This is a genomic window from uncultured Paraglaciecola sp., assembly GCF_943787955.1.
In the GTDB taxonomy this organism is placed as follows: Bacteria; Pseudomonadota; Gammaproteobacteria; order Enterobacterales; family Alteromonadaceae; genus Paraglaciecola.
Genome location: NZ_CALSOK010000016.1, coordinates 27,754 through 53,848 on the forward strand (window position 1 = coordinate 27,754; position 26,095 = coordinate 53,848).

General features: G+C 40.6%; 24 protein-coding genes, 1 tRNA gene and 3 pseudogenes. 10 read left to right on the forward strand and 18 right to left on the reverse strand.

Annotated elements, in window-relative coordinates; translation table 11 throughout:
* The first annotated feature begins 177 nt into the window (after positions 1–177).
* Positions 178–414 carry a hypothetical protein gene (locus tag Q0Y52_RS15325; RefSeq protein ID WP_297823093.1) on the forward strand — a complete coding sequence of 79 codons (237 nt, stop codon included), beginning with the start codon at positions 178–180 and terminating at the stop codon, positions 412–414.
* Positions 411–839, forward strand: a pseudogene (locus Q0Y52_RS15330) (family 43 glycosylhydrolase). Before Q0Y52_RS15325 ends, Q0Y52_RS15330 begins: the two are co-directional and overlap by 4 nt.
* On the opposite strand, the gene Q0Y52_RS15335 reads toward Q0Y52_RS15330, so the two are convergent.
* From Q0Y52_RS15335 to Q0Y52_RS15360, 7 genes are all read right to left on the reverse strand, one after another.
* Positions 814–1,970, reverse strand: a protein-coding gene (locus tag Q0Y52_RS15335; RefSeq protein WP_297823095.1) for an IS3 family transposase whose coding sequence is annotated in 2 segments (ribosomal slippage) — positions 814–1,724 and positions 1,724–1,970 — 1,158 coding nt in all. Because the reading frame shifts where the segments join, the coding sequence is not laid out codon by codon here. The pseudogene Q0Y52_RS15330 and the gene Q0Y52_RS15335 overlap by 26 nt on opposite strands.
* A 378-nt stretch (positions 1,971–2,348) precedes the next feature.
* Complete coding sequence (locus Q0Y52_RS15340) at positions 2,349–3,161, reverse strand: hypothetical protein (RefSeq protein ID WP_297823097.1); 813 nt, start codon at positions 3,159–3,161, stop codon at positions 2,349–2,351.
* Entirely contained in the window at positions 3,085–3,249 is a 165-nt protein-coding gene (locus Q0Y52_RS19600; protein ID WP_366939301.1) for a hypothetical protein, read from the reverse strand. The genes Q0Y52_RS15340 and Q0Y52_RS19600 overlap by 77 nt, the downstream gene beginning before the upstream one ends.
* A gap of 188 nt (positions 3,250–3,437) precedes the next feature.
* A complete protein-coding gene (locus Q0Y52_RS15345; protein WP_297823100.1) occupies positions 3,438–3,800 on the reverse strand; it encodes a hypothetical protein in 363 nt (120 codons plus the stop codon).
* Positions 3,801–3,969: 169 nt separating this feature from the next.
* Positions 3,970–5,126, reverse strand: a protein-coding gene (locus tag Q0Y52_RS15350; RefSeq protein WP_297817961.1) for an IS3 family transposase whose coding sequence is annotated in 2 segments (ribosomal slippage) — positions 3,970–4,880 and positions 4,880–5,126 — 1,158 coding nt in all. Because the reading frame shifts where the segments join, the coding sequence is not laid out codon by codon here.
* Positions 5,127–5,530: 404 nt separating this feature from the next.
* Positions 5,531–6,283, reverse strand: a complete 753-nt coding sequence (locus Q0Y52_RS15355; RefSeq protein ID WP_297823102.1) for a hypothetical protein — start codon at positions 6,281–6,283, stop codon at positions 5,531–5,533.
* Between the two features lie 846 nt (positions 6,284–7,129).
* The gene (locus tag Q0Y52_RS15360; RefSeq protein ID WP_297823103.1) at positions 7,130–8,350 is read right to left on the reverse strand and encodes a saccharopine dehydrogenase NADP-binding domain-containing protein; all 1,221 of its coding nucleotides are present in this window, start codon (positions 8,348–8,350) and stop codon (positions 7,130–7,132) included.
* Between the two features lie 672 nt (positions 8,351–9,022).
* Between Q0Y52_RS15360 and Q0Y52_RS19605 the strand changes: the two genes are divergently transcribed.
* Positions 9,023–9,106 carry a GGIII-like transmembrane region-containing protein gene (locus tag Q0Y52_RS19605; RefSeq protein ID WP_366939302.1) on the forward strand — a complete coding sequence of 28 codons (84 nt, stop codon included), beginning with the start codon at positions 9,023–9,025 and terminating at the stop codon, positions 9,104–9,106.
* 92 nt (positions 9,107–9,198) lie between these two features.
* The gene (locus Q0Y52_RS15365) at positions 9,199–9,369 is read left to right on the forward strand and encodes a hypothetical protein (protein ID WP_297823105.1); all 171 of its coding nucleotides are present in this window, start codon (positions 9,199–9,201) and stop codon (positions 9,367–9,369) included.
* A 515-nt stretch (positions 9,370–9,884) separates the two neighbouring features.
* Here Q0Y52_RS15365 and fadE read toward each other — a convergent pair.
* The 4 genes from fadE to purM all read right to left on the reverse strand — a co-directional run bounded on the left by fadE (position 9,885) and on the right by purM (position 14,963).
* Positions 9,885–12,359 (reverse strand): acyl-CoA dehydrogenase FadE, encoded by a 2,475-nt coding sequence (gene fadE / locus Q0Y52_RS15370; RefSeq protein ID WP_297823107.1) that lies wholly within the window; start codon positions 12,357–12,359, stop codon positions 9,885–9,887.
* A 185-nt stretch (positions 12,360–12,544) separates the two neighbouring features.
* On the reverse strand, positions 12,545–13,267 hold the full coding sequence (locus Q0Y52_RS15375; RefSeq protein WP_297823109.1) for a DUF3108 domain-containing protein: 723 nt from the start codon (positions 13,265–13,267) through the stop codon (positions 12,545–12,547).
* Positions 13,260–13,925, reverse strand: coding sequence for a phosphoribosylglycinamide formyltransferase (gene purN, locus Q0Y52_RS15380; protein WP_297823111.1), 666 nt, complete (start codon positions 13,923–13,925; stop codon positions 13,260–13,262). The genes Q0Y52_RS15375 and purN overlap by 8 nt, the downstream gene beginning before the upstream one ends.
* Positions 13,926–14,963, reverse strand: a complete 1,038-nt coding sequence (gene purM / locus Q0Y52_RS15385; protein ID WP_297823112.1) for a phosphoribosylformylglycinamidine cyclo-ligase — start codon at positions 14,961–14,963, stop codon at positions 13,926–13,928. It abuts the gene before it with no gap.
* A 202-nt stretch (positions 14,964–15,165) separates the two neighbouring features.
* Between purM and Q0Y52_RS15390 the strand changes: the two genes are divergently transcribed.
* On the forward strand, positions 15,166–16,281 hold the full coding sequence (locus Q0Y52_RS15390) for a DUF2066 domain-containing protein (protein WP_297823115.1): 1,116 nt from the start codon (positions 15,166–15,168) through the stop codon (positions 16,279–16,281).
* The gene (hda, locus tag Q0Y52_RS15395; protein WP_297823117.1) at positions 16,269–16,988 is read left to right on the forward strand and encodes a DnaA regulatory inactivator Hda; all 720 of its coding nucleotides are present in this window, start codon (positions 16,269–16,271) and stop codon (positions 16,986–16,988) included. Before Q0Y52_RS15390 ends, hda begins: the two co-directional genes overlap by 13 nt.
* On the opposite strand, the gene Q0Y52_RS15400 is transcribed toward hda, so the two are convergent.
* From Q0Y52_RS15400 to arsC, 3 genes are read right to left on the reverse strand one after another with little or no spacing between them, the layout of a single operon-like run.
* Entirely contained in the window at positions 16,972–17,406 is a 435-nt protein-coding gene (locus Q0Y52_RS15400; RefSeq protein ID WP_297823119.1) for a DUF2069 domain-containing protein, read from the reverse strand. The two genes, hda and Q0Y52_RS15400, sit on opposite strands and share 17 nt — an antisense overlap.
* A gap of 25 nt (positions 17,407–17,431) precedes the next feature.
* A complete protein-coding gene (gene wrbA, locus Q0Y52_RS15405; protein ID WP_297823121.1) occupies positions 17,432–18,037 on the reverse strand; it encodes an NAD(P)H:quinone oxidoreductase in 606 nt (201 codons plus the stop codon).
* Between the two features lie 19 nt (positions 18,038–18,056).
* On the reverse strand, positions 18,057–18,410 hold the full coding sequence (arsC, locus tag Q0Y52_RS15410) for an arsenate reductase (glutaredoxin) (protein WP_297823123.1): 354 nt from the start codon (positions 18,408–18,410) through the stop codon (positions 18,057–18,059).
* A gap of 101 nt (positions 18,411–18,511) precedes the next feature.
* On the opposite strand from arsC, the gene Q0Y52_RS15415 reads away from it, so the two are divergent.
* Positions 18,512–18,979 carry a TlpA disulfide reductase family protein gene (locus tag Q0Y52_RS15415; protein ID WP_297823125.1) on the forward strand — a complete coding sequence of 156 codons (468 nt, stop codon included), beginning with the start codon at positions 18,512–18,514 and terminating at the stop codon, positions 18,977–18,979.
* Here Q0Y52_RS15415 and Q0Y52_RS15420 read toward each other — a convergent pair.
* Together Q0Y52_RS15420 and Q0Y52_RS15425 are read right to left on the reverse strand one after the other, a co-directional pair.
* Positions 18,965–20,419 (reverse strand): M48 family metalloprotease, encoded by a 1,455-nt coding sequence (locus Q0Y52_RS15420; RefSeq protein ID WP_297823127.1) that lies wholly within the window; start codon positions 20,417–20,419, stop codon positions 18,965–18,967. The two genes, Q0Y52_RS15415 and Q0Y52_RS15420, sit on opposite strands and share 15 nt — an antisense overlap.
* A 156-nt stretch (positions 20,420–20,575) precedes the next feature.
* Complete coding sequence (locus Q0Y52_RS15425) at positions 20,576–20,902, reverse strand: hypothetical protein (protein ID WP_297823129.1); 327 nt, start codon at positions 20,900–20,902, stop codon at positions 20,576–20,578.
* Between the two features lie 345 nt (positions 20,903–21,247).
* On the opposite strand from Q0Y52_RS15425, the gene Q0Y52_RS15430 reads away from it, so the two are divergent.
* The 3 genes and pseudogenes from Q0Y52_RS15430 (at position 21,248) to Q0Y52_RS15440 (ending at position 23,680) form a co-directional block, all read left to right on the forward strand.
* Complete coding sequence (locus Q0Y52_RS15430; RefSeq protein ID WP_297823131.1) at positions 21,248–22,315, forward strand: AI-2E family transporter; 1,068 nt, start codon at positions 21,248–21,250, stop codon at positions 22,313–22,315.
* Between the two features lie 66 nt (positions 22,316–22,381).
* A pseudogene (locus tag Q0Y52_RS15435) lies at positions 22,382–23,482 on the forward strand (IS3 family transposase).
* Between the two features lie 36 nt (positions 23,483–23,518).
* Entirely contained in the window at positions 23,519–23,680 is a 162-nt protein-coding gene (locus tag Q0Y52_RS15440) for a DDE-type integrase/transposase/recombinase (RefSeq protein WP_297823144.1), read from the forward strand.
* A 148-nt stretch (positions 23,681–23,828) separates the two neighbouring features.
* Here Q0Y52_RS15440 and Q0Y52_RS15445 read toward each other — a convergent pair.
* Together Q0Y52_RS15445 and Q0Y52_RS15450 are read right to left on the reverse strand one after the other, a co-directional pair.
* A pseudogene (locus Q0Y52_RS15445) lies at positions 23,829–25,381 on the reverse strand (IS3 family transposase).
* Between the two features lie 550 nt (positions 25,382–25,931).
* Positions 25,932–26,008, reverse strand: a tRNA-Val gene (locus Q0Y52_RS15450).
* Positions 26,009–26,095: the final 87 nt, after the last annotated feature.

Here is a 26,095-nt window from a genome sequence, read left to right on the forward strand (position 1 = left end):
ATCGTGTTTAACGGAGCAGCTGTTTTGTCCCGGGATCTGGCTTATGTGTAGCCTTAACCTTTTCAATTGTAGCCAACTTCGCACAGATGATTTTATCCCACTACTCTACTCTTCTCTACTCTTCTCTACTGTGCCTGATACTGTGTATTACGGAGTAAACGTTGAGGTCGCGGTGCTATGTCAATGAGCTTTTTGTGGCATTTACAGGCTCTAAAATTTAGCATTGCAATAGTTGGTGCCATGGGGGAGTGGATGCTTTCGGGTTATGGCTATCAGCCAAATGAAACCCAAACCGAACAGGCCATATTTGGTATTTTATTAATCTTTGCCATTAGCTTAGTAGTAGCAGGGATAATTGTGTTGTTATTTCTCTATCAATTTAAATTAGTAAAAGGCTTTAAAGACTCAATATGACGCATTTTGTAATTACCAATCCTATTTTACCTGGGTTCAATCCTGATCCTAGTATTGTGCGAGTTGGCGATGACTTTTATATTGCTACTTCAACATTCGAATGGTATCCGGGTGTGCAAATTCATCATTCAAAAGATCTCAAAAATTGGCGATTGTTAACACGCCCGTTAAATCGAAAGTCTCTGCTGGATATGCGTGGATAGCCAGATTCATGTGGCGTATGGGCGCCTTGTTTGACTCATCATGATGGGTTGTTTCATTTGATTTATACTGACGTGAAGCGTTTTGATGGTGATTATAAAGACGCTCATAACTACTTAACGACCTGTGCCACTATCGATGGAGAATGGTCTGAGCCAGTTTACATGAATTCTAGTGGTTTTGACCCGTCTGTTCTGGTCAAGTCCAACCGGACACTTTTCTAAAGGAGTTTTCAAATTCAATTGGCGATTGATCCAAATTAGCTGAATGCAGTCGCTCAACATTATAATATTTCATGTACCTAGCAACATCTTCTCGCATATGTGTTCGAGTGGGCTGCGGTACTTTAAACAACCAATCATGCTTTAAACTTCCAAAGAAGCGCTCCACAACAGCATTATCCCAGCAAGCTCCAACATCTCCCATACTAGCTCGACACTCTAATCGCGACAGTAGATTTCTAAAGCCTTTACTCGTGTACTGAGAGCCTCTGTCACTGTGAAACACCAAACCTTTGACTGGCTTGCGTAAGTTATGAGCCTTTGTCAGTGCTTGCTCGACCAAATCACGCGTCATGCGTTTTGATATATGCCAGCCCACAATCCGGCGTGAATACAAATCCATGACAATGGCTAAGTACAACCAGCCCTCACCAGTCTTTAAATAGGACACATCACCCGCCCAAATTTGATTGGGTCCAACAGGATTGAAATTCATATTTAGCAAGTTGTCAGCCACAGCATCACTGTGTTTGCGCTTGGTTGTCACTTTATAAGCTATTCGCTGAGTCACGACTAGTTTAAGGCGTTCCATTAACTTAATGGCGCGATACCGCGTTATTTCAAAGCCTTCTTTGCGTAGTGCTTTAGCAAGCTCTCTGCTGCCTAAACTGTTTCGACTTGCCTTGAATAATGCTTTGGCTCGTCGATACAATCTCAGCGTTTGAGCGCTAATGAGTTCACCAGGTTTTTTTAGCCATGCGTAGTATGCTGACGAACTCACTTCCATCACTTTACAAGCAACTGACACCGGATACTTCGCATCAAGCTCACTTATAAAAGAATATCTTACTTCATTTCTTTCGCGAAGAAGGCACTTGCCTTTTTTAGGATTTCACGCTCCATTTGTAGACGTTTATTATCCTTCCTGAGTTGAATTAACTCTGCTCGTTCATCGCCAGACAACACGTCACCTAGTGCCTGTTTCTTATGCTTAGCTACCCAGTTGTAAAGTAGTTTGTCTGTCACACCCAAAGATGCAGCAGCTTGTACGATTGGATAGTCTTGCTCTATTACCAGAGCGACCGCTTCTTGTTTAAATTCTGCGGGATAATGTTTATTTGTTCGTTTAGTCATATTCACCTCAATTAACAGGATTATAATCCTTTATTGAAGTGTCCGGTTAATTCAACCACAACACAACTGGTAGGTGAGTTTCGCCGGTGATGGTGATATGAAAGCCTATGACTCCATTTACTAAAAAATAGAAGGAATATTCATGACATTTTCTGATCAGGTATATCACCAAGATGAAAACAATCAGGTAACGCCATGAATGCCGCAACTATCTTGTACACAAGCCTTTTATTATCACTCAACTTACTCAGGCCCAGCGTGAGTGCAGAAAAACTGCTTAGGTCAAACGGGCGCTATTGTAAAAGGGTAATTTAGCGCCAAACTTGTACTTAATTAAGATACCTTAGTTCGGCATCAGCTAAACCTCTCAGCACTGGGCTATTCCAAACGGATTGCATCGAATAAAATATCAACTGGAGGAAAATTGCCGTCGGCATCTGTGGGGTTCCAAAGCGCAAACGGTACCGCTATTTGGTCAAGCTCTAATCCATTAGCAACAAAGTCGGCAATTGGAATTCTGAATTCTTCCCAACCATTTCCAAGATCAGTGGACGTATAGTTTTCCAAAAACAGTGAGCCATCGCTCGTTTGGTTAGCTCCTTCGAGTTTAATCTCAATTCCAGTAACATTAGCGGGTCGATTCAGTGCGAATAACAAGTCCGCGTTACTGAATGATGAAAAGTCTGCAGAGGTATCCATAACAATCCACGCTCCACCCCAACTCCCGCCAGGATAATTAAAGCGAACACTTTGCTCTCCGTCAACCGCATTATTAGAATCAAACCAATCGGGCTCACCTCCGGCACCAAAGCGAGCAAATTTGATCGTACCGAAGCCGTCAAAGCCCTCTTGAATTGCTGATGTAGGATCTGCTTCTCCCGCAGATCCTCCCACGGTTTCCTCATCTAAATCTAACGAAGGTGGAGCCGCTGGTGTAAAACCATCTTGTTCATATACGCGAATATAATCAACATACATGGTTTGTGGAAAAACTGTTGTATCGTCTGGATTACCCGGTAATCGGCCACCTACAGCAATGTTAAGCAGTAAGTGAAAACTGCGCTGAAATTCTTTCATGTCATTCGTAATAGGGATTGTGTGCGCTTCGTTTCCATCAACGCTGAAGGTGAGTGATTCCTGGCGTCCAGTCCAGCATATACTCGTGGTAATCCTCACTGAACTTGGTGGCATTAAGATACTCATTGCCGTTGTTTTTATATGACTGCTCACCATTTACATAATGAATGGTATGGAAAGTTTTATCTGGTTTGTGACCCAACAGCTCAAGGATGTCGATTTCACCCGAGCCAAGGCCAACTCACTTCGTCGATGTTATCACCCAACATCCAAAATGCAGGCCACATTCCTTGAGTTTCGCGGCAATTTCATACTAGCAATCACTTTTCCGTAGCGGATACTTGACTTTTTTTTTCCGTTGTCATTCTTGCTGATGTGAAGCCATCTGAGTCATCTGCTCTGGCGGTGATCATTAATACACTCTCTCCCCGCGTCTTCTGCAACAGAGGCATTCTGTGGGGTTGAGGTATAGATTTGAAGTTCATCATTTCCCCAGCCGGGAGGCAAATCAAAGTCGGTGCCATTTCCAGTTTCAAAATTCCAGCTATTCGTGTCTATATCTGGGCCATCGAACTCATCTTGCCATACCAGAGTAAAGCCCTCGATATCAGTGGAAGGAGGTGCGGGTGTCTGCGGTTGATTTGAGATGGGCGTCGTTGCGGGTAAGCTTGAATCACTCGAACCTCCGCATCCAGACAGCACAGCAATCAACACAGACGAAAGTGCAAAATTTTTCACAATAATACTTCTCACAATAATACTTCTCCAAATGGTTGATTCATTATGACCGAACACGGACTTTATAACCTTTAATTAACATCTCAAATCTTAGCCTTGAACCTTGGAACAGAATACCCAACTAGTCGCAAAATTAGTCCTCTCTGTCGCGAATTCAATAAAAAAGCCAAAGGGGGTGTTCTGGTCAAGTCCAACCGGACACTTTTCTAAAGGAGTTTTCAAATTCAATTGGCGATTGATCCAAATTAGCTGAATGTAGTCGCTCAACATTATAATATTTCATGTACCTAGCAACATCTTCTCGCATATGTGTTCGAGTGGGCTGCGGTACTTTAAACAACCAATCATGCTTTAAACTTCCAAAGAAGCGCTCCACAACAGCATTATCCCAGCAAGCTCCAACATCTCCCATACTAGCTCGACACTCTAATCGCGACAGTAGATTTCTAAAGCCTTTACTCGTGTACTGAGAGCCTCTGTCACTGTGAAACACCAAACCTTTTGGTGGTTTGCGTAAATTATGAGCCTTTGTCAGTGCTTGCTCGACCAAATCACGCGTCATGCGTTTTGATATATGCCAACCTACAATCCGGCGTGAATACAAATCCATGACAATGGCTAAGTACAACCAGCCCTCACCAGTCTTTAAATAGGACACATCACCCGCCCAAATTTGATTGGGTCCAACAGGATTGAAATTCATATTTAGCAAGTTGTCAGCCACAGCATCACTGTGTTTGCGCTTGGTTGTCACTTTATAAGCTATTCGCTGAGTCACAACTAATTTAAGCCGTTCCATTAACTTAATGGCGCGATACCGCGTTATTTCAAAGCCTTCTTTGCGTAGTGCTTTAGCAAGCTCTCTGCTGCCTAAACTGTTTCGACTTGCCTTGAATAATGCTTTGGCTCGTCGATACAGTCTTAGCATTTGAGCGCTAATGAGTTCACCAGGTTTTTTTAGCCATGCGTAGTATGCTGACGAACTCACTTCCATCACTTTACAAGCGACTGACACAGGATACTTAGCATCAAGCTCACTTATAAAAGAATATCTTACTTCATTTCTTTCGCGAAGAAGGCACTTGCCTTTTTTAGGATTTCACGCTCCATTTGTAGACGTTTACTATCTTTCCTGAGTTGAATTAACTCTGCTCGTTCATCGCCAGACAACACGTCACCTAGTGCCTGTTTCTTATGCTTAGCTACCCAGTTGTAAAGTAGTTTGTCTGTCACACCTAAAGATGCAGCAGCTTGTACGATTGGATAGTCTTGCTCTATTACCAGAGCGACCGCTTCTTGTTTAAATTCTGCGGGATAATGTTTATTTGTTCGTTTAGTCATATTCACCTCAATTAACAGGATTATAATCCTTTATTGAAGTGTCCGGTTAATTCAACCACAACAGGGCAAGTCAAATTAAAGGACACAGAGTAAAAGGGGCCGCTCCAAATTAAAATTACAACTCATAAACTAAGTCATTTTTATGACAAGAAAGCCAAGGGTCAAGATTGTGAGTGTGTCACAACACGCTATTCATTGGTGTAACAACCGGCAAGTGATCTTCGCTGGTGATACTAAAGCTTATGACTTTTTTTATCTAAACGATTGTTGAAGAGGTTCAAGCCCTGCAGGACAGAGGCTAAAGGAGAGAATAACGGGCCGGCTAGTCAGATGGTTAAAAGAAGTAAACCTTGTTAACTTGGATCTTGACCCCATTTCTTCCCTTCTTGGGGCAAGGTAATTCCTTATGGCGTTTGGTATAACCTAGGAGATATTCTCATCATTGCCCCGGCCAATCCAGTTACGAATAGTAAAAATATCCCGGGCTCGGGAATATCATTTACGTGCTGTAAGGCCACACTGCCATTAAGATAGAAGGTGATATTCGAGTCTGAATCCGTATGACTTAAACCACCGATATTATTTAAACTGATATCGAAGCTTGCCAGTAGACTCTGACCGGATAACAAAGTGCCGATGTCAAAGCCCAGGGCAAGTGATACATCCTCTTTAAGCCCGGCAGGCACGGCATTAAAGTTATCCAGAATGCCTGCCAATATATTATCGTAGATATCACCAAAAACAAAACCGGGCTCATCAATTTCCCAGGAATCTGCTGCGGTATCTGACGCTCCAGCTCCAGTGATACTGACTAGCGCGCCCGATTCATTGAAGAAGTTGTTGATTGACTCGTCTATGTCGGCATCTAAAAAGCCAAAGAAGCTGACGTCGGTCAGATCGCGTCCCGAATTGTTGACGACCTGCCAGGAAACGTTACCGATGTCATCTAAATTTAAGGAATTGGTGAAAGTAACATCTAAGCCTACGGTTGCAAAATTATTGGAGGCATTGAACTCCAGATCTATCTGAGTATCTTCAAAGGAGCTTAATCCAAGGTCTGGTGAATTGATGAAAACCGAATACTGATAGATCGTGATAGACCATGTTTGGGTACTCCAGAGTATAAGCAAGGCAACGATTGTCATTGTTAATCGCATATATTTACTCCCTGTAAATTACTATTTGTGCCAATTAAACAGCTCGGCGGATTCGTTTCTTTAGAAAAGAAGTCTAGTCGCGTTTATGTTATTTTCCAATTAAAGGCTAAAGTGCATGTTAAGTTTTAATATCTTGGGGGCAGGGGGATATGCGTTTACACGTAAATCTACCTTGATTGAAAGACTGCTCTGGTGTCTTTATGATCTCAAACAGAATGGTGCGTCGATACATAGCTTTCACCTACCTTATAAACTAAGTATGGCTTGTAAGGTCGCATTAATAAGTGCTTAGCTGTAAAGTTTAATATCGGCATTTAGGGTAACTTATGAATATTAATAATATTTTGATTTCTAAAAAAAATATTTATATTGTTTTTCTTGGAACGTTTTTTATTTTGTTACTTCCTTTAATTGCCATGCAATTTACCAAAGGAGTTAATTGGAGTGTGGGTGATTTTGTTGTGTTTGGGATACTGCTTTTTTTTTTGGCTATATCTACAAAGTGTTAACAAAGTCATCTAGCAAGCCAATAAAAAATATAGTCATTGGTTTAATAGTTTTTGCCTTATTCATTTTCGTATGGGTGAGTTTTATTTGATTTCAAAAGTTGCAAGGTTTGCAGATAACTTAAATGTTACTAAACCGGGTTAGGATCAAATTAACTTAAAGTATGGTCAGCCCCGTAAATGTGCCTCAACATATTACCCAGCGCAAAGATAATTACCAAGTATGCTTTGCCAGTGATCAAAATTTCGCAAGTTATGTGAGCTAGTTGCCCTGGTTTCACACATCCAATAAGCAGTTCACTTCGCATTTATGCAAAGTGAACTGAACTGCACTGCGCTATCAGGCAATATAAAGTTGCATGAAGGTTCCATTCTCAGCGGCGTCGAGTCGCTCAACCAGCTTATGGCCCATTGCTGTCGAAGGTGTTAGAACGCCGCCGCCAGATGTCTGTTGTTGGCGATCGTTTAGCAGGCAAAGAGCGACCTCGCTGAGCATTTTTGAGGTTGCGCCGTAGCCTGGGTCACCCTTGCCCGAGATGATGGCTTTTGATGAGCGGCCGTCAGAGGCTTGAGCAGTAATCTCGACCTTAAAAGCACCTTGGGTGAGCATCCATTTGGGTGGTCCCTGCCCGGACTTGGGTTTGAAGTTGATAGATTCGCCTAGCGGGTATCCAAGACCTCGGCTGATGTAAAGCCAGGCGACCTTTAACCACATACCGGGTGAGCAGCACTCTCGGTAAGTGACTACACCCGCAAGGCCTTGGAGCGCGAGTGAGCGCCGAACTACCGGTGCGTTGATTTTGCCCATGAAAAACGGCAGGAGCATTCCAAGTTTTTTGTCTTTCTGGTATCGAAACTTGTGGGGCATGCCGTCCAAAGTCGTACATTCCGAGTCTGCGCGCTGCGCCCCCGGTGCAAGTACGTAAGGATCGCAAAGGGCGTCGCGCGTCAATCGTCCGCTCTTGATGGCTGCTTCGCGAGCTCTCCCCGAGGCTAGGGTTCCCCCAGAGAACGAACCGCTATATTCTTTATATACGCCGGACAGCTGAATACTCTCCGCATTCTGGGAACTCTGGGACTCTAGCCCAATTTCCTGTAGTGCCATGAACGCACCTAGGTCGCTGGGAATTGAGTCAACGCCACCGCCGAGCACAATTTTGGCACCGCTTGCCTGGGCTATTTCGTGGTATTGGTCAATCATCTCACGCTGCCAAAAGCCTTCACCCGACAAGTCTGAATAGTGGACGCCCGCACGCGCACATGCGCCTAGGAGCTTATCACCGTCGTAAGTCGAATAGGGGCCTGCGGTAGTGATCACAACATGAGTTGATTGCACCATAGCCTTTACTGCGCCCGCATCATTGAGCGGGCATGTCACCACTTCTACTTGTTGGCTCGTGAGTGTCGCTCGCACTGCCTCCAATGCCCCAGCATTGCGCCCAGCTATAGCCCAGCGCCTGCCGGCCAGTTCCGGATGGCGATCCAGGTAGGCAGCCGTAAGCTTGCCGGTAAAGCCTGTCGCGCCGTAGAGAATGAGATCAAATTTGGTAGAATGCTGCATGGTGGATACTCCAAAAATTGTGAATGTTTAGTAAGGCAAATACGACCCTAAAGTCAGAACTAAAACTTAGCAAAACTGTCTCAAATATACGATTAAAATGTGACAAAAGTGATTAGTTAAAACTGGAGTCTGAGTCTGACTTATCCCACAAAATAAGTTGGCAAGTAATTTTAAAATAATTTGGAATATTCATGGTACTTGATGATCAGATCAATCGCCAAACATCACTAAAGACCAGTACCATGAAAGAAGATGTTATTTTGAAGAAGTGCCTTACAGCTGTCACGCCTAAAATACATGAAGTGGGATCCCTTAGGGACACAGTAAACTTTTAGGTCAGGGGTGGGGCGTTTACACTTAAATCTACAATGATTGAGAGTCTGTTTTGGTAACTAGATGTATAAAAGGGGGCAGACCAAAATTAAACCATCAAACAGACAGGCGGTTTAATATTTCATCTAAATGTGGTTCTGTTTTATTCTGTGAGTGTATGCTTTTGATAATAATTCTTGCATTAACTGCTGTGTTGATAGATGATTTCCTCCTAAGTTGCAAGGCGAGTATAGCTTGTAAGGTCGCACTAATAATCTTTTTGATTGATGTTCAATCTCTATCTACTGATGCTAATGTAAACATTTAAATAACAGTAAAATTTAATGAAAAGGAATCAAAATGACTTGGACAGCAATTGGCGGTGTAGTGGTGGTATTTATTATTATATTTATAGCAGTATCATCGTCAAAAAAGAAAAAATAATCTCATTTATTTCAATAAATGAGAACACATAACGTACCGATTAAGGCGGGGCGTTATTTTTAAAGTAGGTGTTGCCTTTATGACATTTCCGCATGCCTATTTTTATTGTCATTACCTTAGCCAATATTGCTCTTGCTGTGGATAGGGGGGTAAACCGTTGTGAAGCCTCTAATGAAAATAGCGTATCATGCGGCAGCCAGTTCAACCGGAGTGAAACAAACAATGAAGGTGGTGTATCTTGTGGCAGTCTATCAGGCAGATGAGAAGTAAAACTGGTATAGAAGCAAACTCTATAAACATCCATTGTAATAAATCAATAAAAAATTGTTAAGTATAGTATTTCGAAGAGTTATATAGTTTCGAATTTGGCTATATAGATATTATGTGACTCCGCCACTGCTTAAGCACTTTTTTTTAGAGGTTAAGAGCTTTAGTCGCGGCAGCATTTATACAAAGTACGTCCCGCGGCCCGTCCGCTGTAATTTGTCCTTCGGTTATCTTGCATATGTTCAAAATGGTTTTCAACCATTTTGTCTGGTCACTTATTTTGCTGTTAACCCTATTTGTGGGATAAATATGGAATAAATGACTTGAAAGGTAAGGTCGGACGCCCAGCATGTATAAATGTACTTTATAAAAAGAGTATTTGGCTTAAAACTTCCGAAGCGAGGAATTCAAATCAAAAACCCTTAGCGGACACCGCGCCGGACAATGGCGCAAAAATGTGTGTTAACTGCAATAATAAAAAAACCTGATTCACAGAGCTTTAAAGAGAAGTTTAAGTGGCTTTAGGTGCCCTTGGTTTTCTTTTGGGTTTTTCTTTTTGCTCGTTTTGAACACTTTGTACTAATTCACTTGGGTCAAAATCATCAACATTGATGGTTCGCAATCGACCTTTTTCTGTTTCTCTGAGCAGCTCAGCTTGTTCTTCGGTAATCACTCCTAATTCAAGTCCTCTATCTGCCACCTTATCTAACTCGGTAAAAGGTAAATATTGTTTTGCGGTCTTGCATATCTTTTTATAAATGGGCTCTGCTGCCAGAACATTTTCAAGAGTTTGTTCCAGATCACCCATCAAGCTTCCGGGCACGCGAGACAAGTATTGGCCGGCGCCTAAACGGCTCCTGGCTTCACTTGGCGTTTGTAGCAGTCTGGCGATATCATGCTCTAATTGATCCGAAGGACGCTTATAGTTTTTACCAAATGGCATAATGATTAATTTGAGTGCTTTGCCCATTATCACAGAAGGGAAGTTATCGAGTAGCTCTTCTAACGCCACTTCTAATTTATGTAAACTGTCTTGCATAGCCCAATGCATTAGAGGTAAATCGTCAGCTTTGCGACCTTCATCATCAAACCGTTTCAACACACATGAGGTGAGATACAAATAACTTAATACATCACCTAAGCGAGCTGATATGCGTTCACGGCGTTTTAATTCACCACCCAATAAAGCCATGGCAACATCAGATAGAAAAGCCATATTAGAACTATAACGTTGCATAGAACGATAGTAGCCTGTCGTTTCATCAGTAAAAGGAGCCTGAGTAAAACGCGCGCCTGTCAATGAGAACCATAAACTGCGGAATAAGTTACTGATAGTAAATCCAATATGCCCAAATAAAGCTTGATCAAATTGATCTAAACTTTCTTCAGCATCAGGGTTGTTGGCAGCGAATAACTCTGTCAACACATATGGGTGACAGCGCATTGCACCTTGCCCATAGATCATCATATTACGTGTCAGAATGTTGGCTCCCTCTACTGTAATAGCAATAGGTGCGCCTTGGTAAGCGCGGCCCAAATAGTTGTTTTGTCCAAGCATAATACCTTTACCACCATGTACATCCATGGCGTCATTGACGACCTGACGCATTTTTTCTGTTAAATGATATTTGCAGATAGCGGATATAACGGAAGGCTTTTCACCCAAATCTACACCTTTGGTTGAAAAGGATGTGACTGCATCCATAAGGTAAGCGTTGCCACCTATACGTCCTAACATCTCTTCAATACCTTCCATTTTACCAACAGGCATTTTAAATTGACGACGGATACGAGCGTAAGCACCAGTGGCTAAGGCAATACTCTTAGCACCACCCGCAGAAGTTGATGGAAGCGTAATTACTCTACCTACAGACAAGCATTCTACTAACATTCGCCAGCCTTGGCCGATCATTTTGGTACCGCCGATAATGTAATCTAAAGGTACAAATATATCCTGACCTCTGATTGGCCCATTTTGAAAAGGAACGTTTAATGGGAAATGGCGGTTGCCTATTTCCATACCTTTAGTGTTTCTAGGCAATAAAGCACAGGTAATACCCAATTCTTTTTCATCACCTAATAATCCCTCTGGATCATACATTTTGAAAGCCAAGCCAATGACAGTCGCAACTGGTGCTAAGGTAATATAACGTTTGTCAAAGGTAAGGCGCATGCCGAGAATTTCTTCGCCATTCCACTGTCCTTTGCATGCAATACCACTGTCAGGCAATGATCCTGCATCTGAGCCTGCTTCTGGTCCCGTTAGTGCAAAACATGGAATTTCATCACCCACTGCTAATCTGGGTAAATAATGGTTTTTTTGTGCTTCAGTTCCATAGTGCTGGAGTAACTCACCAGGTCCTAATGAATTAGGCACACCGACTGTTGTGGATAAAACTGCACTCACGCTGGATAGTTTTTGTAGTACACGAGATTGGCAATAAGCAGAAAAATCTAAGCCACCAAATTCTTTCTTGATGATCATAGCAAAGAATTTATTGTCTTTTAAATACTGCCAAACTTCTGCAGACAGATCTGCATTCTTGTGTGTCACTTCCCAGTCATCACACATTCTGCACACTTTTTCTACAGGCCCGTCTAAAAAGGCTTGTTCTTCAGTTGTGAGTCGAGCTTGTGGAATACTATGCAGTGTCTGCCAATTTGGATTACCACTAAATATCTCGCCATCCCACCAAACAGTGCCCGCATCGATAGCATCTTTTTCTGTGCTAGACATTTCAGGCATAATTTTTTTGTAGAGTTTTAAGATAGGTTCGCTGATGTATTGTTTACGCACAGATTCAATATTAAGGGGCAGGGCCGCAAGTAAGAAGATTACCCAACTGAATTCACCTATCACCCCTAGAATACTGCCAAGTATGAACAAGCAAAACAAGGCGACAGTAGCATTAAACAACTTCATTCTAAAATAGCTTACTGCACCGAGCGTTGCTATCACATATAAAAAACAAATTAAGATTTGCATAATGACTCCAATTAATAGTGGTCAGACCTCAATTTAACAGTATATTTTAGTCATGTGAAATTCAAGTTTAAAGATCAAGTAATTACTTTTATTTGGATAGAAATTTCAAACAATACTGTACAAATTAAAATGATAGCTTAGCAACATAATCACAGACGGGTTAATGCGGTATCAGTTATTTGTTTCTAATGGGTATTTTGTGATTTGAAATGTTTCAAACGAATTTCACCTTGTTCATTACCACTTTTGAATTGTTGTAACTTAACTAACTGATAATTTAACTGTGGTGAAAACCAAGCTATTGTTTCTCTTGTTGAATTTTCTCGAAGAATTTTGACCTTGATACCTTCAATCATACCGAAAGGTAAATCGAGCTGTTCTTTGCCTACTACTTTCAAGACATAATGACGCATCTGTCCTCTATTATTAATAATGTCATAGACAAATTCACACTTACCAGAGGCTAATTTTAATTGCACATCCAAGCGATAAAGCTGGTTATCTAGTTGACCTAGCCAATCTATTGACTCTGCTTGATTGATGGTAACTGTAGATTTATCAGCATTAAAATGAATTTGTGTGTTTTTATTTGAACCGGTTCCGCTGCGGCTATAAGCGTAGGTATGTGGTTGTAATTGATTATTTTCAAACGAAAAAAAACTGGTTTCAGAACGAATGTCTGATAAAAAGAAGGCTGCCACTTTAGAGTAGTAATCTAATCTATATAGATTATCCTCATCGGCTTTTAAACTCAGTCTGGCTTTACCTAAACGTCTACCAAATCGATAGACTGTGTATTGCGCCTCAAAACCTATTAACTGCTCAGTTTCGGCATGAACACGTGTATTTACGCCAAAAGTTAAACCCAAAAATAAGGTTATTGTTAATAACGCAATCAATTTAGCCAATTGCGTAACCCTCTTCAGCTAATATTTCATTATCTAAAACTGCTTTGTTATTGACCATTTTAAGCCTGTCTTCACAAAACCATTGAATGACAAGTGGATACATTTGACGCTCTTGTTGTTGAACTCTATCAGCTAATTCTTGTGTATCTTGTTGCTCAAATACAGGCACCTTAGACTGCAATACTACCGGCCCACCATCTAACTCTGGCGTGACAAAGTGAACTGATGCACCGTGTTCTTCATCTCCTGCGTCAATCGCTCTTTGGTGTGTATTTAACCCTTTGTACTTGGGCAACAAAGATGGATGAATGTTCAACATCTTACCGATATAATTTTCTACAAAACCTGAAGTAAGAATGCGCATAAAACCAGCCAATACAATAAGATCCGGATTGTACTCGTTTATGCAACGAACCATTTGAGCATCATATTCCTCTCTACTTTCGAAACCTTTATGATCAATATAAATAGCTGGGATACTAGCGTTTTCAGCACGAGTCAACCCATAAGCTGTTGCCTGGTTTGCGATAACCGCTGAAATATTAGCATTAATTTTTAGCTGAGAAATATCATCGATGATCGCTTGCAAGTTCGAACCATTTCCTGAGACCAATACAACTATGGACTTTTGCTGTTTATTCGCCTGTCGCTCAGTCACTTAATTTATCTCAACCTGTTGTTCGGCGTCACTATTTTCTATATACCCAATCTGCCATGCGTTTTCGCCAAGTTTGCTCAAAATATCAATCGCTTGAGCAGCTTTACCATTGGGTAATGCGATCATCAAACCGACACCACAGTTAAAGGTACGGTACATTTCATGAGTCGTTACATTACCTTTTTCTTGTAACCAATTAAAAATTGCGGGCCATTGCCAACTATTTCCATCGATCACAGCTTTGGTTCCCTGAGGTAAAACTCTTGGAATATTTTCCCAAAATCCACCACCAGTAATATGAGATATAGCGTTAACTTGTATTTGTTCTAACAAAGACAGCACATTCTTAACATAAATGCGGGTTGGCTCAAGTAAATGTTCGGATAAGGCTTTACCTTCTAGCACTTCACTTGTATCACTTGCGGATATTTCTAAAATTTTACGGATCAAAGAGTAGCCATTGGAATGAGGACCAGAAGAGGCTAGAGCAATTAGCGCATCTCCGTGAGCAACACGTGAACCATCAATCACATCATCTGCTTCGACTACACCTACGCAAAAACCAGCCACATCGTAATCTTCACCATGATACATACCCGGCATTTCAGCAGTTTCACCGCCTATGAGTGCGCAGCCTGATAATTCACAACCTTTACCAATACCAGACACAACTTCTGTTGCTGTTTCTATGTTCAATTTTCCGGTGGCATAATAGTCTAGGAAAAATAAAGGCTCTGCACCTTGTACAATTAAGTCATTCACACACATTGCAACTAAATCTATGCCAATACCACTGTGCTGTTTTAAGTCCATTGCCAATCTGAGTTTGGTACCTACACCGTCGGTGCCTGATACTAGTAATGGTCTTTTATATTTATCTGGTAATGAGCACAGAGCACCAAAACCACCCAAACCCCCTCTGACTTCAGGCCTGTGAGTTTTTTTTGCGACCGATTTAATTCTTTCAACTAGTTGATTACCTGCATCAATATCAACCCCAGCGTCTTTATAACTTAGTGATGAATTTTTATCGCTCACGTATTTTCCTCAGTATGACCGCAAAAAAGAGGGCAGATTTTAGCAGCTTGCACAAATAATACCAACGACAGAGTTACTCAAATAACTGTGAATTTTCATTTTAAGGTGGTTTGATTATATTGTTTGATAAACAATTGATGAATTTTGTTCTCAAATAAAAGACAATACCCATAGAAATATGTTTTGAGGAGAGTTGGCCCTGATGCCAATAAAAATACACCCTGTAATATTAGTTTTTTTGCTTATGTGGATACTCACTTGGCAGACTGTTAATGCAGCGGTTATTGATGATTTATACGATGCTAAGATCCCCGTAAATAATCAGTCAGAACAAACACAAAATAATGCTTTTAGTCTCGCCTTTAAGCAAGTGCTTATCAAAGCTCGAGGGAATGACGATTTACTCACTGACCAAAAAATTAAATATGCTATCACTAGGGCGACGCGTTTTGTCAGATCTTATAGTTATGAAAAGCAACAATCCCAACTCTATTTAGTTGTTAACTTTGATCCTCAGCGAGTGGAAAGTGTGATCCGCAGTGCTGGTTTTCCTGTTTGGGACAAAAGGCGTCCTGACTCATTAATTTGGTTGGCTATCAAGTCGTCTGATAATTCAGATAGAAGAATTGCTAGGCCATCAGAATATTCTGACATTTATCAACAATTGAGTTTGCGCGCTGCTCAAAGAGGCATTACTTTAATGTTTCCTGTATGGGATCTTGATGATATACAAAATTTGGGGGTATATGATATCTGGGGCGGGTTTAGTGCTCAAATATCTCTAGCTAGTGAACGTTATTCAGTTCCGTCTGTGCTTTCTGCGAGAATCTATCTTAGTGATAATCAATCATTTGAAGTGGATCAAAACGGTGAGATGACACAATCAAAACCGGCTCTCAAATGGTCGGCTGACTGGACCATGATAGAGGGGGAGGGATTATTGGCAGGACAATTACAAGGTGAGCACCCATTGATGATTGCAGAGGGTTTAATAAATACATTGGCTGATCAGTTATCGTTGAAATATGCGATTGATCTGGCTCAAATTGATCGAGCAGATACTAAGGTTCAAATTGTTGTTAACAATATTGACACTCTCACATACTACAGCTTAGCTTTGAGGTCTCTAAAAAATATGAGTATTGTAAATGGCGTCACTTTGATTCAACAACAAGGACCACGTGCCACCTTTGAGTTGGATTTGTTAGGTGACATTGATGATTTAACCAACGCCCTGAGCTTAGATAGCAAAATTAGACCCGTTGTTGATGATTTTGGTCAGCCTATACTTGGTTTGGAGTTCTTTTGGGTCAAGTAAGTAGTCAACTTTCATTGCCTATTGGCTTAAAAGACACTGAATCATTTGCCAGCTTTATCCCCGGCCAAAATGCTCAAGCATGCAGTCATCTGAACGCGCTATTTAGCCAACTTCAAAATAAAAAAGTGAATAATTGGCTGACATATTTGTTTTCTGACTCTGGTTTGGGTAAAAGTCACTTGTTGTATGCAACATGCCAACAAGCCGAGTTGGCTGGTGATACGTGCATTTATCTAAGCTTTGATGAAAAACAACATTTGTCACCAGATGTGCTGTTAGGGCTAGAATATTATCGTTTGATTTGCCTCGACGACATTGAAAAATTGCAGAGTGAAAGTGCTTGGCAAATAGCTGTATTTGATTTGATTAATCGGGTGAAAGAACAGAACAATAGTTGCTTAGTCATAACAGGGAATCAACCTCCTCAACTCTTATCCCTAGAGCTACCTGATCTCACATCAAGGCTGACTTGGGGCACTAATTTTCAACTCTATTCATTGACTGACGAACAGAGACAAAAGGCGTTGATAGTTAAAGCACAACATAGAGGGTTGAATATGTCGAAGGATGTAGCCAAATACTTGGTCAATCATTGGCAGCGAGATATGCCAGCCTTGATTGCATCTTTGGATATCCTTGATGAGCATTCGCTGCAACAGCAGCGAAAACTCACTATACCCTTTGTTAAATCTATTTTAACTCTTTAGTTTTTAAACTTTCGAATGCTTGTTTTTCTTCTAATAGTTCTTCTTTAAGTTTGCGAATACCCAAGCCAAGTTCACGCCCTCTGACACGCGCATAAAAGCTACAGCCGGTGAATAATAAAGTACATAATATTATTTCAACTAGGGCATACAACCTTTCACCTTCAACGGCATATACAGCAGTTAAACCATGCAATAAATAATACATTACAATAAAATTGGTCCATGCATAAGTATAAGGCTTGCCTTCTATTAGTCCTTTAGATGGTAATAAAATTGGCAATAACCAAAATAGCAAAGTAAACAGAGTTGAGGTGGTTTTATCTATGGTTAAGATAAAATGCCAGACCACTAACCAAACAATCAGAAGTAAATAGCCGGTTAGGGTTAGTCGTCGAAAGAAAGTGCTGTTAAATGTCATGTTGCTTATCTCGTATACAGGTTGCTTATTTCGTATTTAGGTTGCTAAGTTTAACCGCTAAAAAAGCCAGCCTTCTGCCTTGCTCGATACACAATGTTTGCTCTTCATTAGTGAGTTTGGTTTTGTTGTCGCCCTGGGCCAAATGTGTGACGCCGTAGGGGCTTCCACCAGACAATGTGGTGTGTAATTCTGGGTTAGAGTAAGGCAATCCACATAATACCATACCGTGGTGAAACAAGGGGATCATCATAGTAAGTAAGGTTGTCTCTTGCCCACCATGCATACTGGATGAAGAAGTGAAAACACAAGCTGGTTTACTTTCTAAAGTACCTGCCAACCATTGAGCGCTGGTGTCATCCAAAAAGTACTTGAGAGGTGCTGCCATGTTACCGAAACGAGTGGGACTGCCAAGTGCCAATGCACAACAATCATCTAGGTCTTGTTTTACCACATATGGGTCGCCAGAACTGGGAACTGAATTCTGAATATTGCTGAAATTGTTGCTAACTTCAGGAACACAGCGAAGGCGTGCCTCAAGTCCTGATTTTTCAACTCCTAATGCGATGCTGTTAGCCATAGCTTGAGTAGCGCCATGACGACTGTAGTATAAAATCAGTACTATTTTACTCATGATATATCCAAAGCTTGGCTCATAAAATATCCAAAATAGATTCAGGAGGACGACCGATAGCGGCTCTACCGTTAAATATAACGATAGGTCGTTCGATGAGTTTTGGCGTACTAAGCATCGCGCTAATGAGTGAGTCCTCGGTTAATGTTAGGTCTTCTAAATTTTGTTGTTTGTAAGCGTTTTCACCTTTTCTCATTAATTGCCTTGGCGAAGAAAAGCCTAATTGGTTAATGATAAGCTTCAATTCCTTTGCACTGATGGGCGTTTTTAAATACTCGATAATGTGAGGCTCGAGTCCTTTTTGATTCAGTAACTTAAGGGTTTGGCGACTTTTCGAACATCTAGGGTTATGTAAAATTTTAAGATCAGTCATGAATGTATTTTTACTTAGAATGAGATATCTTATTTATACGTAGTATTCTACATTTTATTAATCTGGTTACGAGAGTAACCCATATTTTGGGCACTATTATTTTGAAAAAAATTGTTATTGTACTGATTGCGTCTTTAGCTTTGTTAATAGGTTTGTGGGCTCAACAAGCGTTAAGATTTGATTTTACTACACTTGATGGAGAGACTCATCGTTGGAATAATTCACAAGGAGACTGGACCGTAGTTAATTACTTTGCCGAATGGTGTGCGCCATGTTTGCGAGAAATACCTGAGTTGAACCATTTCTATCAACAAAATAAAGATAAAGTAAATATTTTTGCAATCAGTTTTGACCCCTTGAACAATGAGCAACTATTGGCACTTCAACAAAAATATAATATCCAGTTTCCTGTAATAGATAGTCTTAATTCAATGCCATGGAACCGACCACCTAACGCCTTGCCGACAACTTATATTCTTGATGCCAACGGGAAAGTACAAAAGCAATTGAAAGGCGAACAAAGTGCGAAACAACTAATACACACTATTAATGTGCTAAAGGGTTTGTAATCGTTCTTGCGCGGCTCTGAATTGCTGTATTCTGGCCCTTATCCTTTGTTTCTCAATTTTACGTTTGTCAGCATAATTGTAAGCTGTATGTAATTCATCTATTGCTTTTGGATAAGCCGCCACTAATGCATAAACTTCGGCTTTTACCTGGTGCATCTCTAGCTTTTGCTGGCTAATGCGATAGGCATCTGAAAGCAAATCGTAGGCCAACATATTGTCTGGATTAATGAGTAAATAATCTTTTAAAAGGGATATGGCCCGCTCAAAATTTCCAGATTGGATCAACACATTGGCCAAGTTTAAGGTCAACACTGGGTTGAAAGGTGCATGAATAATTTGTGCTGATAATCTGTCAATGGCATTTGTATGTTGATTCATTTCTATAGCAATATCGGTATAGGTATCTAAATAGAATAAATTATCTGGGTTTTTGCTCAACAGTATATTTATCAATTTTAATGCGGGTTTTAATTGTTCGTTGGCCAAATATGATAACGCTAAACCATATTCAGCTGCTTGTTTAAAAATATAACTTTGTTTTTGCAATATGTCAGAAAAATACTCAATGTTACGCTTAGGATTGGCATAGTAGCGCGCAATAATTCTTGTCTTAGCTAAGTGAAAGTTGATACTTTCGGGTATATTCCGTGTTCTGAAAGCTGCTGCTCGTGTTCTTGCATCGGCAATCCGAGATTCAGGTAATGGATGAGTGAGTAAAAATGCTAAGGGTACTGATTTAAGACGATTTTTTTCAGCCAATATACCAAAGAAACTGCTTGCACCATTGGGATCAAACCCTGCTTCCGCTAATATCGCAATACCGACTCTGTCAGCTTCTTTTTCATTTTGTCTTGTATAATTAATTGAAGATTGCGCAGAGGCTGCATTACTAACTGAGATAGCCGCCATACCTGCTTCTGGACTCACTACGGCAAGTAATATGCTGCCCAGCAAACTGGCAATTTGCAAAGGTGACGATTTTTGTCTCGCTTCAATACTTCGAGCAATATGTCTTTGAGTAACATGACTCACTTCATGAGCTAACACAGAAGCTAATTCAGATTCATTTCTGGCATTAAAAATAAGCCCAGTGTGAATACCTATATGTCCACCAAAAAAAGCAAAAGCATTGATATCCGGACTATTAACAATAAAAAACTTGTAGGGGAATTTAACGTTGTCCGCTTGAGTTACCAAGCGATTACCAATGTCTTGAATATATTCATCTAACAATGGATCGTTAATGATAGGTGCCTGACCACGCAGTTGACGCATAAGCGCGTCGCCAATCAACACCTCTTTATCTAAGCTGATAGCGCTAGATGCCACCACACCTATTTCGGGTAAGACATTTTTCTTATTCACTGCACCAACAGACATAGTGCCTAATATAAATATACTCAAGGCAGAAATAACAATGTTAGCAATAGGTTTTCTCATAGATTACGTCTAATTTAGTGTGTCTATATTATATGTCAGTATTCATTATTAAATACATACGTTTGTTATGGATCAACTTGCCGCTAATAAGTTCAATCCTATCTAATATGTTAATCTAGTTTGTTTTTTTTATTGTTGTTCAACAGACAAAAATATCTAGTGGATTGACTGCCCGCTATTTTCAACAACGAGCAATGATGTAGTCAATAAATCTAAAACTTGTCCTATTAATATATGGGCATATTTTAGTAATTCCATATCTGCCTCATCTCCATAATGGATTGTCATGGCGATAAAGTCTCTTAATTTGTGAATAACAAGCAGTGGACCCAAACTAGATGGATTGAATTCTTTAAACGGTGAATCCGCATCAAAAGGCTTAATCAGCGCTTGAGGTAACTGATTAACAATAGGAAAACAATGTAAATTAAATGCGTATTTGTGACAGTTTTTCTTCAGGGCTATCGCCGGTTTGCCTTGCATGCAATTAGTTAAATGCCAGTTTTTTATCCAGTAAGTATCTAATATTACTATCAAAACCGTCGGTAAACGTGCCTTCTTATAATAATTGTTTGCTGGCTACTATTTGAAAATGTTTCGAAACATCACCTAAATTAAGCGATTTTTAGTCGCAAGATAGCTTTAACGTTGCCAAAACGACATAACCAATCTAATTGCAAACGTAGCCCCTTTTTATTTCTGTAATCTGGGTTAAGTTGTATTTTATCGGGCGACGGTTGTGCAATAATGTATCCATCGTGAAGATGAATTTCCATTATCACCAATAACCATTTTTTATTGGTGATGCATAATATACAAGGACATTAGATGTTAAACGTTTTTGAACGTTGGTATAAGCGAAAATTTTCTGATCCTGATTCAATGATGCTTTTATTATTATTGCTTATCAGTTCATTATTGCTGGCGGTTTGGGGCGGAATTTTAATGCCTGTTTTAGTCGCCGCGGTTATCGCATATTTACTGGATTGGCCGGTTGCCCAACTCTGTAAGCTAGGTCTATCTCGCACATATACCACTATGCTGGTGTTATTTGGTTTTATCAGCGTATCAATTTTAACATTCGTAGGCCTTGTGCCCGTTGTTGCCCAACAAAGCATTAATTTGATCAAAGAAATGCCGCAGATATGGGATAAAGGGCAGGTGTGGTTATTAAAATTGCCCGAGACCTATCCCGATCTTGTGCAACTCACTCAAATTCAGGATGTGTTGGATGGCATCAATGAAAGAGTAGTGGTGTTAGCAGAACAATTATTGTCGGCATCATTTAGTTCTTTGGGTGGGCTTGGTGCTTTATTAATTTATATGATTTTGGTGCCGCTGATGGTGTTTTTCATGGTTAAAGATAAAGAAATGCTAGTATCTAATATCTCTTCATTATTACCCAGTGAACGACGGTTGATCAAACAAGTAGGCGCTGAAATGAACCTGCAAATTGCTAATTATATTCGTGGTAAGGTCATTGAAATTATCATTATAGGTACAGTATCGGCAGTAACTTTTGCGTTTATGGATTTACGTTATTCTTTATTACTGGGGGTGTTGGTCGGTTTTTCAGTACTGATCCCTTATATAGGTGCAGCTGTTGTCACCATCCCTGTGGCTATAGTCGCCTTATTTCAATGGGGGCTAACACCTGATTTTTGGTACTTGATGATTGCCTATGGCATTATTCAAGCATTAGACGGCAACGCATTAGTACCCATATTATTTTCAGAAGCGGTAAGTTTACATCCTGTATATATTATAATTGCGGTGTTGTTTTTTGGTGGTTTGTGGGGTTTTTGGGGCGTGTTCTTCGCTATTCCGTTGGCTACGCTCGTTAAAGCCGTTGCTAACGCATGGTCAAGTCCAAAAAAATCGATGGCTGAGGTATAATACCTGTTCTTCCCCTGAAACTGTAGACACTTTTTACTTAGAAACCGAAGTAAGGTAAAAAGTGTTATGAATAAAAAATATCCCGATGAATTTAAACAAGAAGCCGTTCGCCAAGTGGTTGAAAAAGGCTATTCCGTTCCTGATGTTTCTAAGCGTTTAGGCATATCAGATAAGTCACTTTATTATTGGGTGAGTAAGGCGAAAGTACCCGCCAGTCAATCCGCAGAGCAAGCAGAAATACGCCAGCTTAAGGCAGAGGTCAAACGCCTGACAGAAGAGCGTAACATCCTAAAGGAGGCCGCCGTGTACTTTGCAAGCGAGTCAAAGAAAAGTACACGTTCATAAAATCACGACTCCATGTTTATCGCGTTAACACCTATGTGCAAGGTGTTAAATGTCCACCGCAGCGGTTTTTACGCTTGGTTGAAAGAGCCTCAATCTGATGCAGAAAAAGACAATGTACGATTGCTTGAACAGATTAAAGCCAGTTATGTTCAAAGTGGCGGTGTGTATGGCAGTCCACGCATCACACATGAGCTGCGTCGTTCGGGTGAAACATGCGGTGAAAACCGTGTTGCTAAGTTGATGAAGCAAGCCAAACTCAGAGCTAATATTGGTTATAAACGGCGCTACTTTAAGCCTTCTACGCTTCATATTGCAGCAGATAACCATCTACAGCAGCAATTTGTGGTGTGCGAGCCTGATACCGCTTGGGTTGGAGATATTACCTACATCAAAACCTAAGAGGGCTGGTTATATCTGGCTGTCGTATTGGACTTGTTCTCACGCAAAGTGATTGGTTGGTCAATGCAGCCGACTATGACATCAGATATTGTGATTAAAGCACTGCTCATGGCAGTATGGCGACGACCCAAAGCAACACAGGTGATTGTTCATAGCGATCAAGGGAGCCAATATGCAAGCGGTGATTATCGAGATTTCCTAAAAGCGCATAATCTGACTCCGAGTATGAGCAGACGAGGACATTGTCTAGATAATGCTGTTGCAGAAAGTTTTTTCCACTCTATTAAGACTGAACGTGTAAAGCGAAAAGTGTACGCAACCCGAAGTGAAGCCAAAGCAGATTTGTTTGATTACATAGAAGTGTTTTACAATCGAACTCGGCTGCATAGCCATCTTGGCCATGTGTCTCCAGATGATATATGAAATCATGTATTCACAGGCAAGCTAAGTGTCTATAAAATTGGGGGAAGATCAGTCGATCAAAATGGCAACGAGCTGGACATTTTTGTTCATGAAAATAGGAACAAAAAAGCCGCCATGAAATTCTTTAGAAAATTATTAAAGGGCCAGCAGGCAGCGCCATTCGAACCTTTATTATTTGGGCTTCCAATCGAATATTAAAAATATTCCACACCAATTGTTAATTCAACCCTCCTAGTGCTGTTTATCTATATGCCAAGCATAAAAAGATGCCGTATAGCTAACCTAACAGGAAATTGAACTATGAATCATCACAACGGAGTTTGTCAAACTAGTTGTCGCGATCACATTACTTTACACCTTCAACTTTAACGCTATTTCGTGCCGGATTTAAGTGTACTTCTTCAGGTAGATCCCAGTTACGAATATCACCTCGCCAACGGTTAGGGTTTCGTTCTTTTGCACGTTGCTAAACTGCTTTTCTATTGTCCAATAACCTGTCTGCCAGTCCAGAATGCCGTTGATGTGGTGTAATGAACTTGATACCACTGTGTTTATGATTGAAATTGTACCAATGGCTAAACTTCAACACCCAGTCTCGTGCTTTTTCTATGCTTTCAAACCCCTTGTAAGGATAGTCAGGCCGGTATTTGCATGTTTTGAATATAGACTCTGCATACGCATTATCATTGCTAACACGTGGACGACTAAAAGACGTGGCAACGCCTAATTGGTATAACGCTTCAAGCATTGACGAGCCTTTCATTGGGCTGCCATTATCCGAATGAAGCACAAGTGGTTTGTCTTGAACCTCTTCTCGTAAATGCGCTTTTCGGATCAATTTCGCTGCATTTTGCGCTGATTCATCTTCATGGATCTCCCATCCAACGATCTTTCGACTGTATATATCCAGTATTAAATATAGGTAATAATAGATCCCTTTAGCAGGGCCGGGTAACCAGGTAATGTCCCAACACCACACCTGATTTGGCCCATTGGCAGTATGGATAGTCGGTTGTTTTGCTCCATTGACTTGACTACGCCCCCGCTTGTTTTGCAATTTTTCGGTATGAAGAATGCGATAACATGTCAACTCAGACGCAATATAAATACCCTCATCAGCCAAGGCTGGAATGATTTGGCTCGGCGGTATACTCTTAAATTCACTACTATTAACTGTCTCAAGTACATGCACTCGCTCTGCCGGTGACAGTTTATTCTTAGGCTCTGGATGAATGGCCTGAGGCCTTCCATCCGTTCTGATACCGCCACAGGCAACCCAGCGCTGATAGGTTCGCACACTTATTTCAAGTTCAATGCAGGCTTTAAATTTGGCTGCACCAGCCAAGACTGCTTCACTAATTAAATCGACGGCGCACAAGCGATCTGAGTCAAGGATCATTCGTCCTCGGCTTCCCCCCAGATCGCATTTGCTTTTTTTCTTAATACCAACAAGGCTGCAGTTTCAGCCAGCGCTTTGTCTTTCCTACGTAATTCTTTTTCTAATGATGAGATTTGATTTTTATCTTTTCTTGCTTCGACCTTAGCTAATTTTTCATGCTCTTTTACATTGGCATTAGCATCAACACAAGCGCTTTTTCACATCGCAATTTGTTCGCTATAGAGTCCCTTTTTACGACAATATTGGGCTAACTCAGCTTCATTCAAAGACGCAGTCTCTAATACCACTGCAAATTTATTAGCTGAAGACCATTGTTCAGCATTATTTCCTTCACCAGGCACTAGCTGCCCCTTATTAGTGGCTTGTTTGCGCCAATTGTACAAGGTTGACTCAGTAATCCCCATATCTAAAGATAACTGATTAATCGACATGTTATTGGGCGGCATCATTTTCTTAAGTGCAGCCTCTTTTCTTTCTAATGAATATTGTTTCATTGTGATCTCACGCTCTCTACATAATTTAATTGATTAAATTATGAGCGCGACAGGTAGTCTGACAGAGAGGGTCATAGAGTTGCTCTATAGTTTTTTCAAAGGGGGATAATTTTGAAGCTTCGGCATTGAATGCAGTTGCGAATATTACAGACTAATTCACCATTTCAAGACATTCGAGCTTATGCTTCTCTGGGTAATGTTGAAGCTGGAATTCATCTCCAGATGCAGCTTTCAAAGACACGCAGTGATCGAACTTATAGTGGTGAAACATAGAATACCCAACGTAAATGCTCACTGTGAGCATCAAAGAAGTAAATGCAATTATTGAGAACGCTTTTTTTAAGCTGACATTCATCGTAAATCCTTTTATCTAAAAAGTAGTATGTATGTGAACAGTCTGAATGTAGCGTATGGCGATAAAAATTCCAAACTTAGCTTATCAATAGATGGATGTTTGCATGCAAACAGGGGTAATTTGATTAATGTTTGCGTTTTGTTTGCAGATTTAAAAAATAAGTGTGATTTATTTTTGAATCGGACTGAAGCTCTTTAGAATTGGTACAACCGAGTGGACTCGAACCACCGACCCCTACCATGTCAAGGTAGTGCTCTAACCAGCTGAGCTACGGTTGTATTGATTGACAACTTCGCGGCAAATACTGTGCGTTGAAGTGGCGCGTATAATAACGACGAGGCTATTTATCTGCAAGCCCTTTTTTA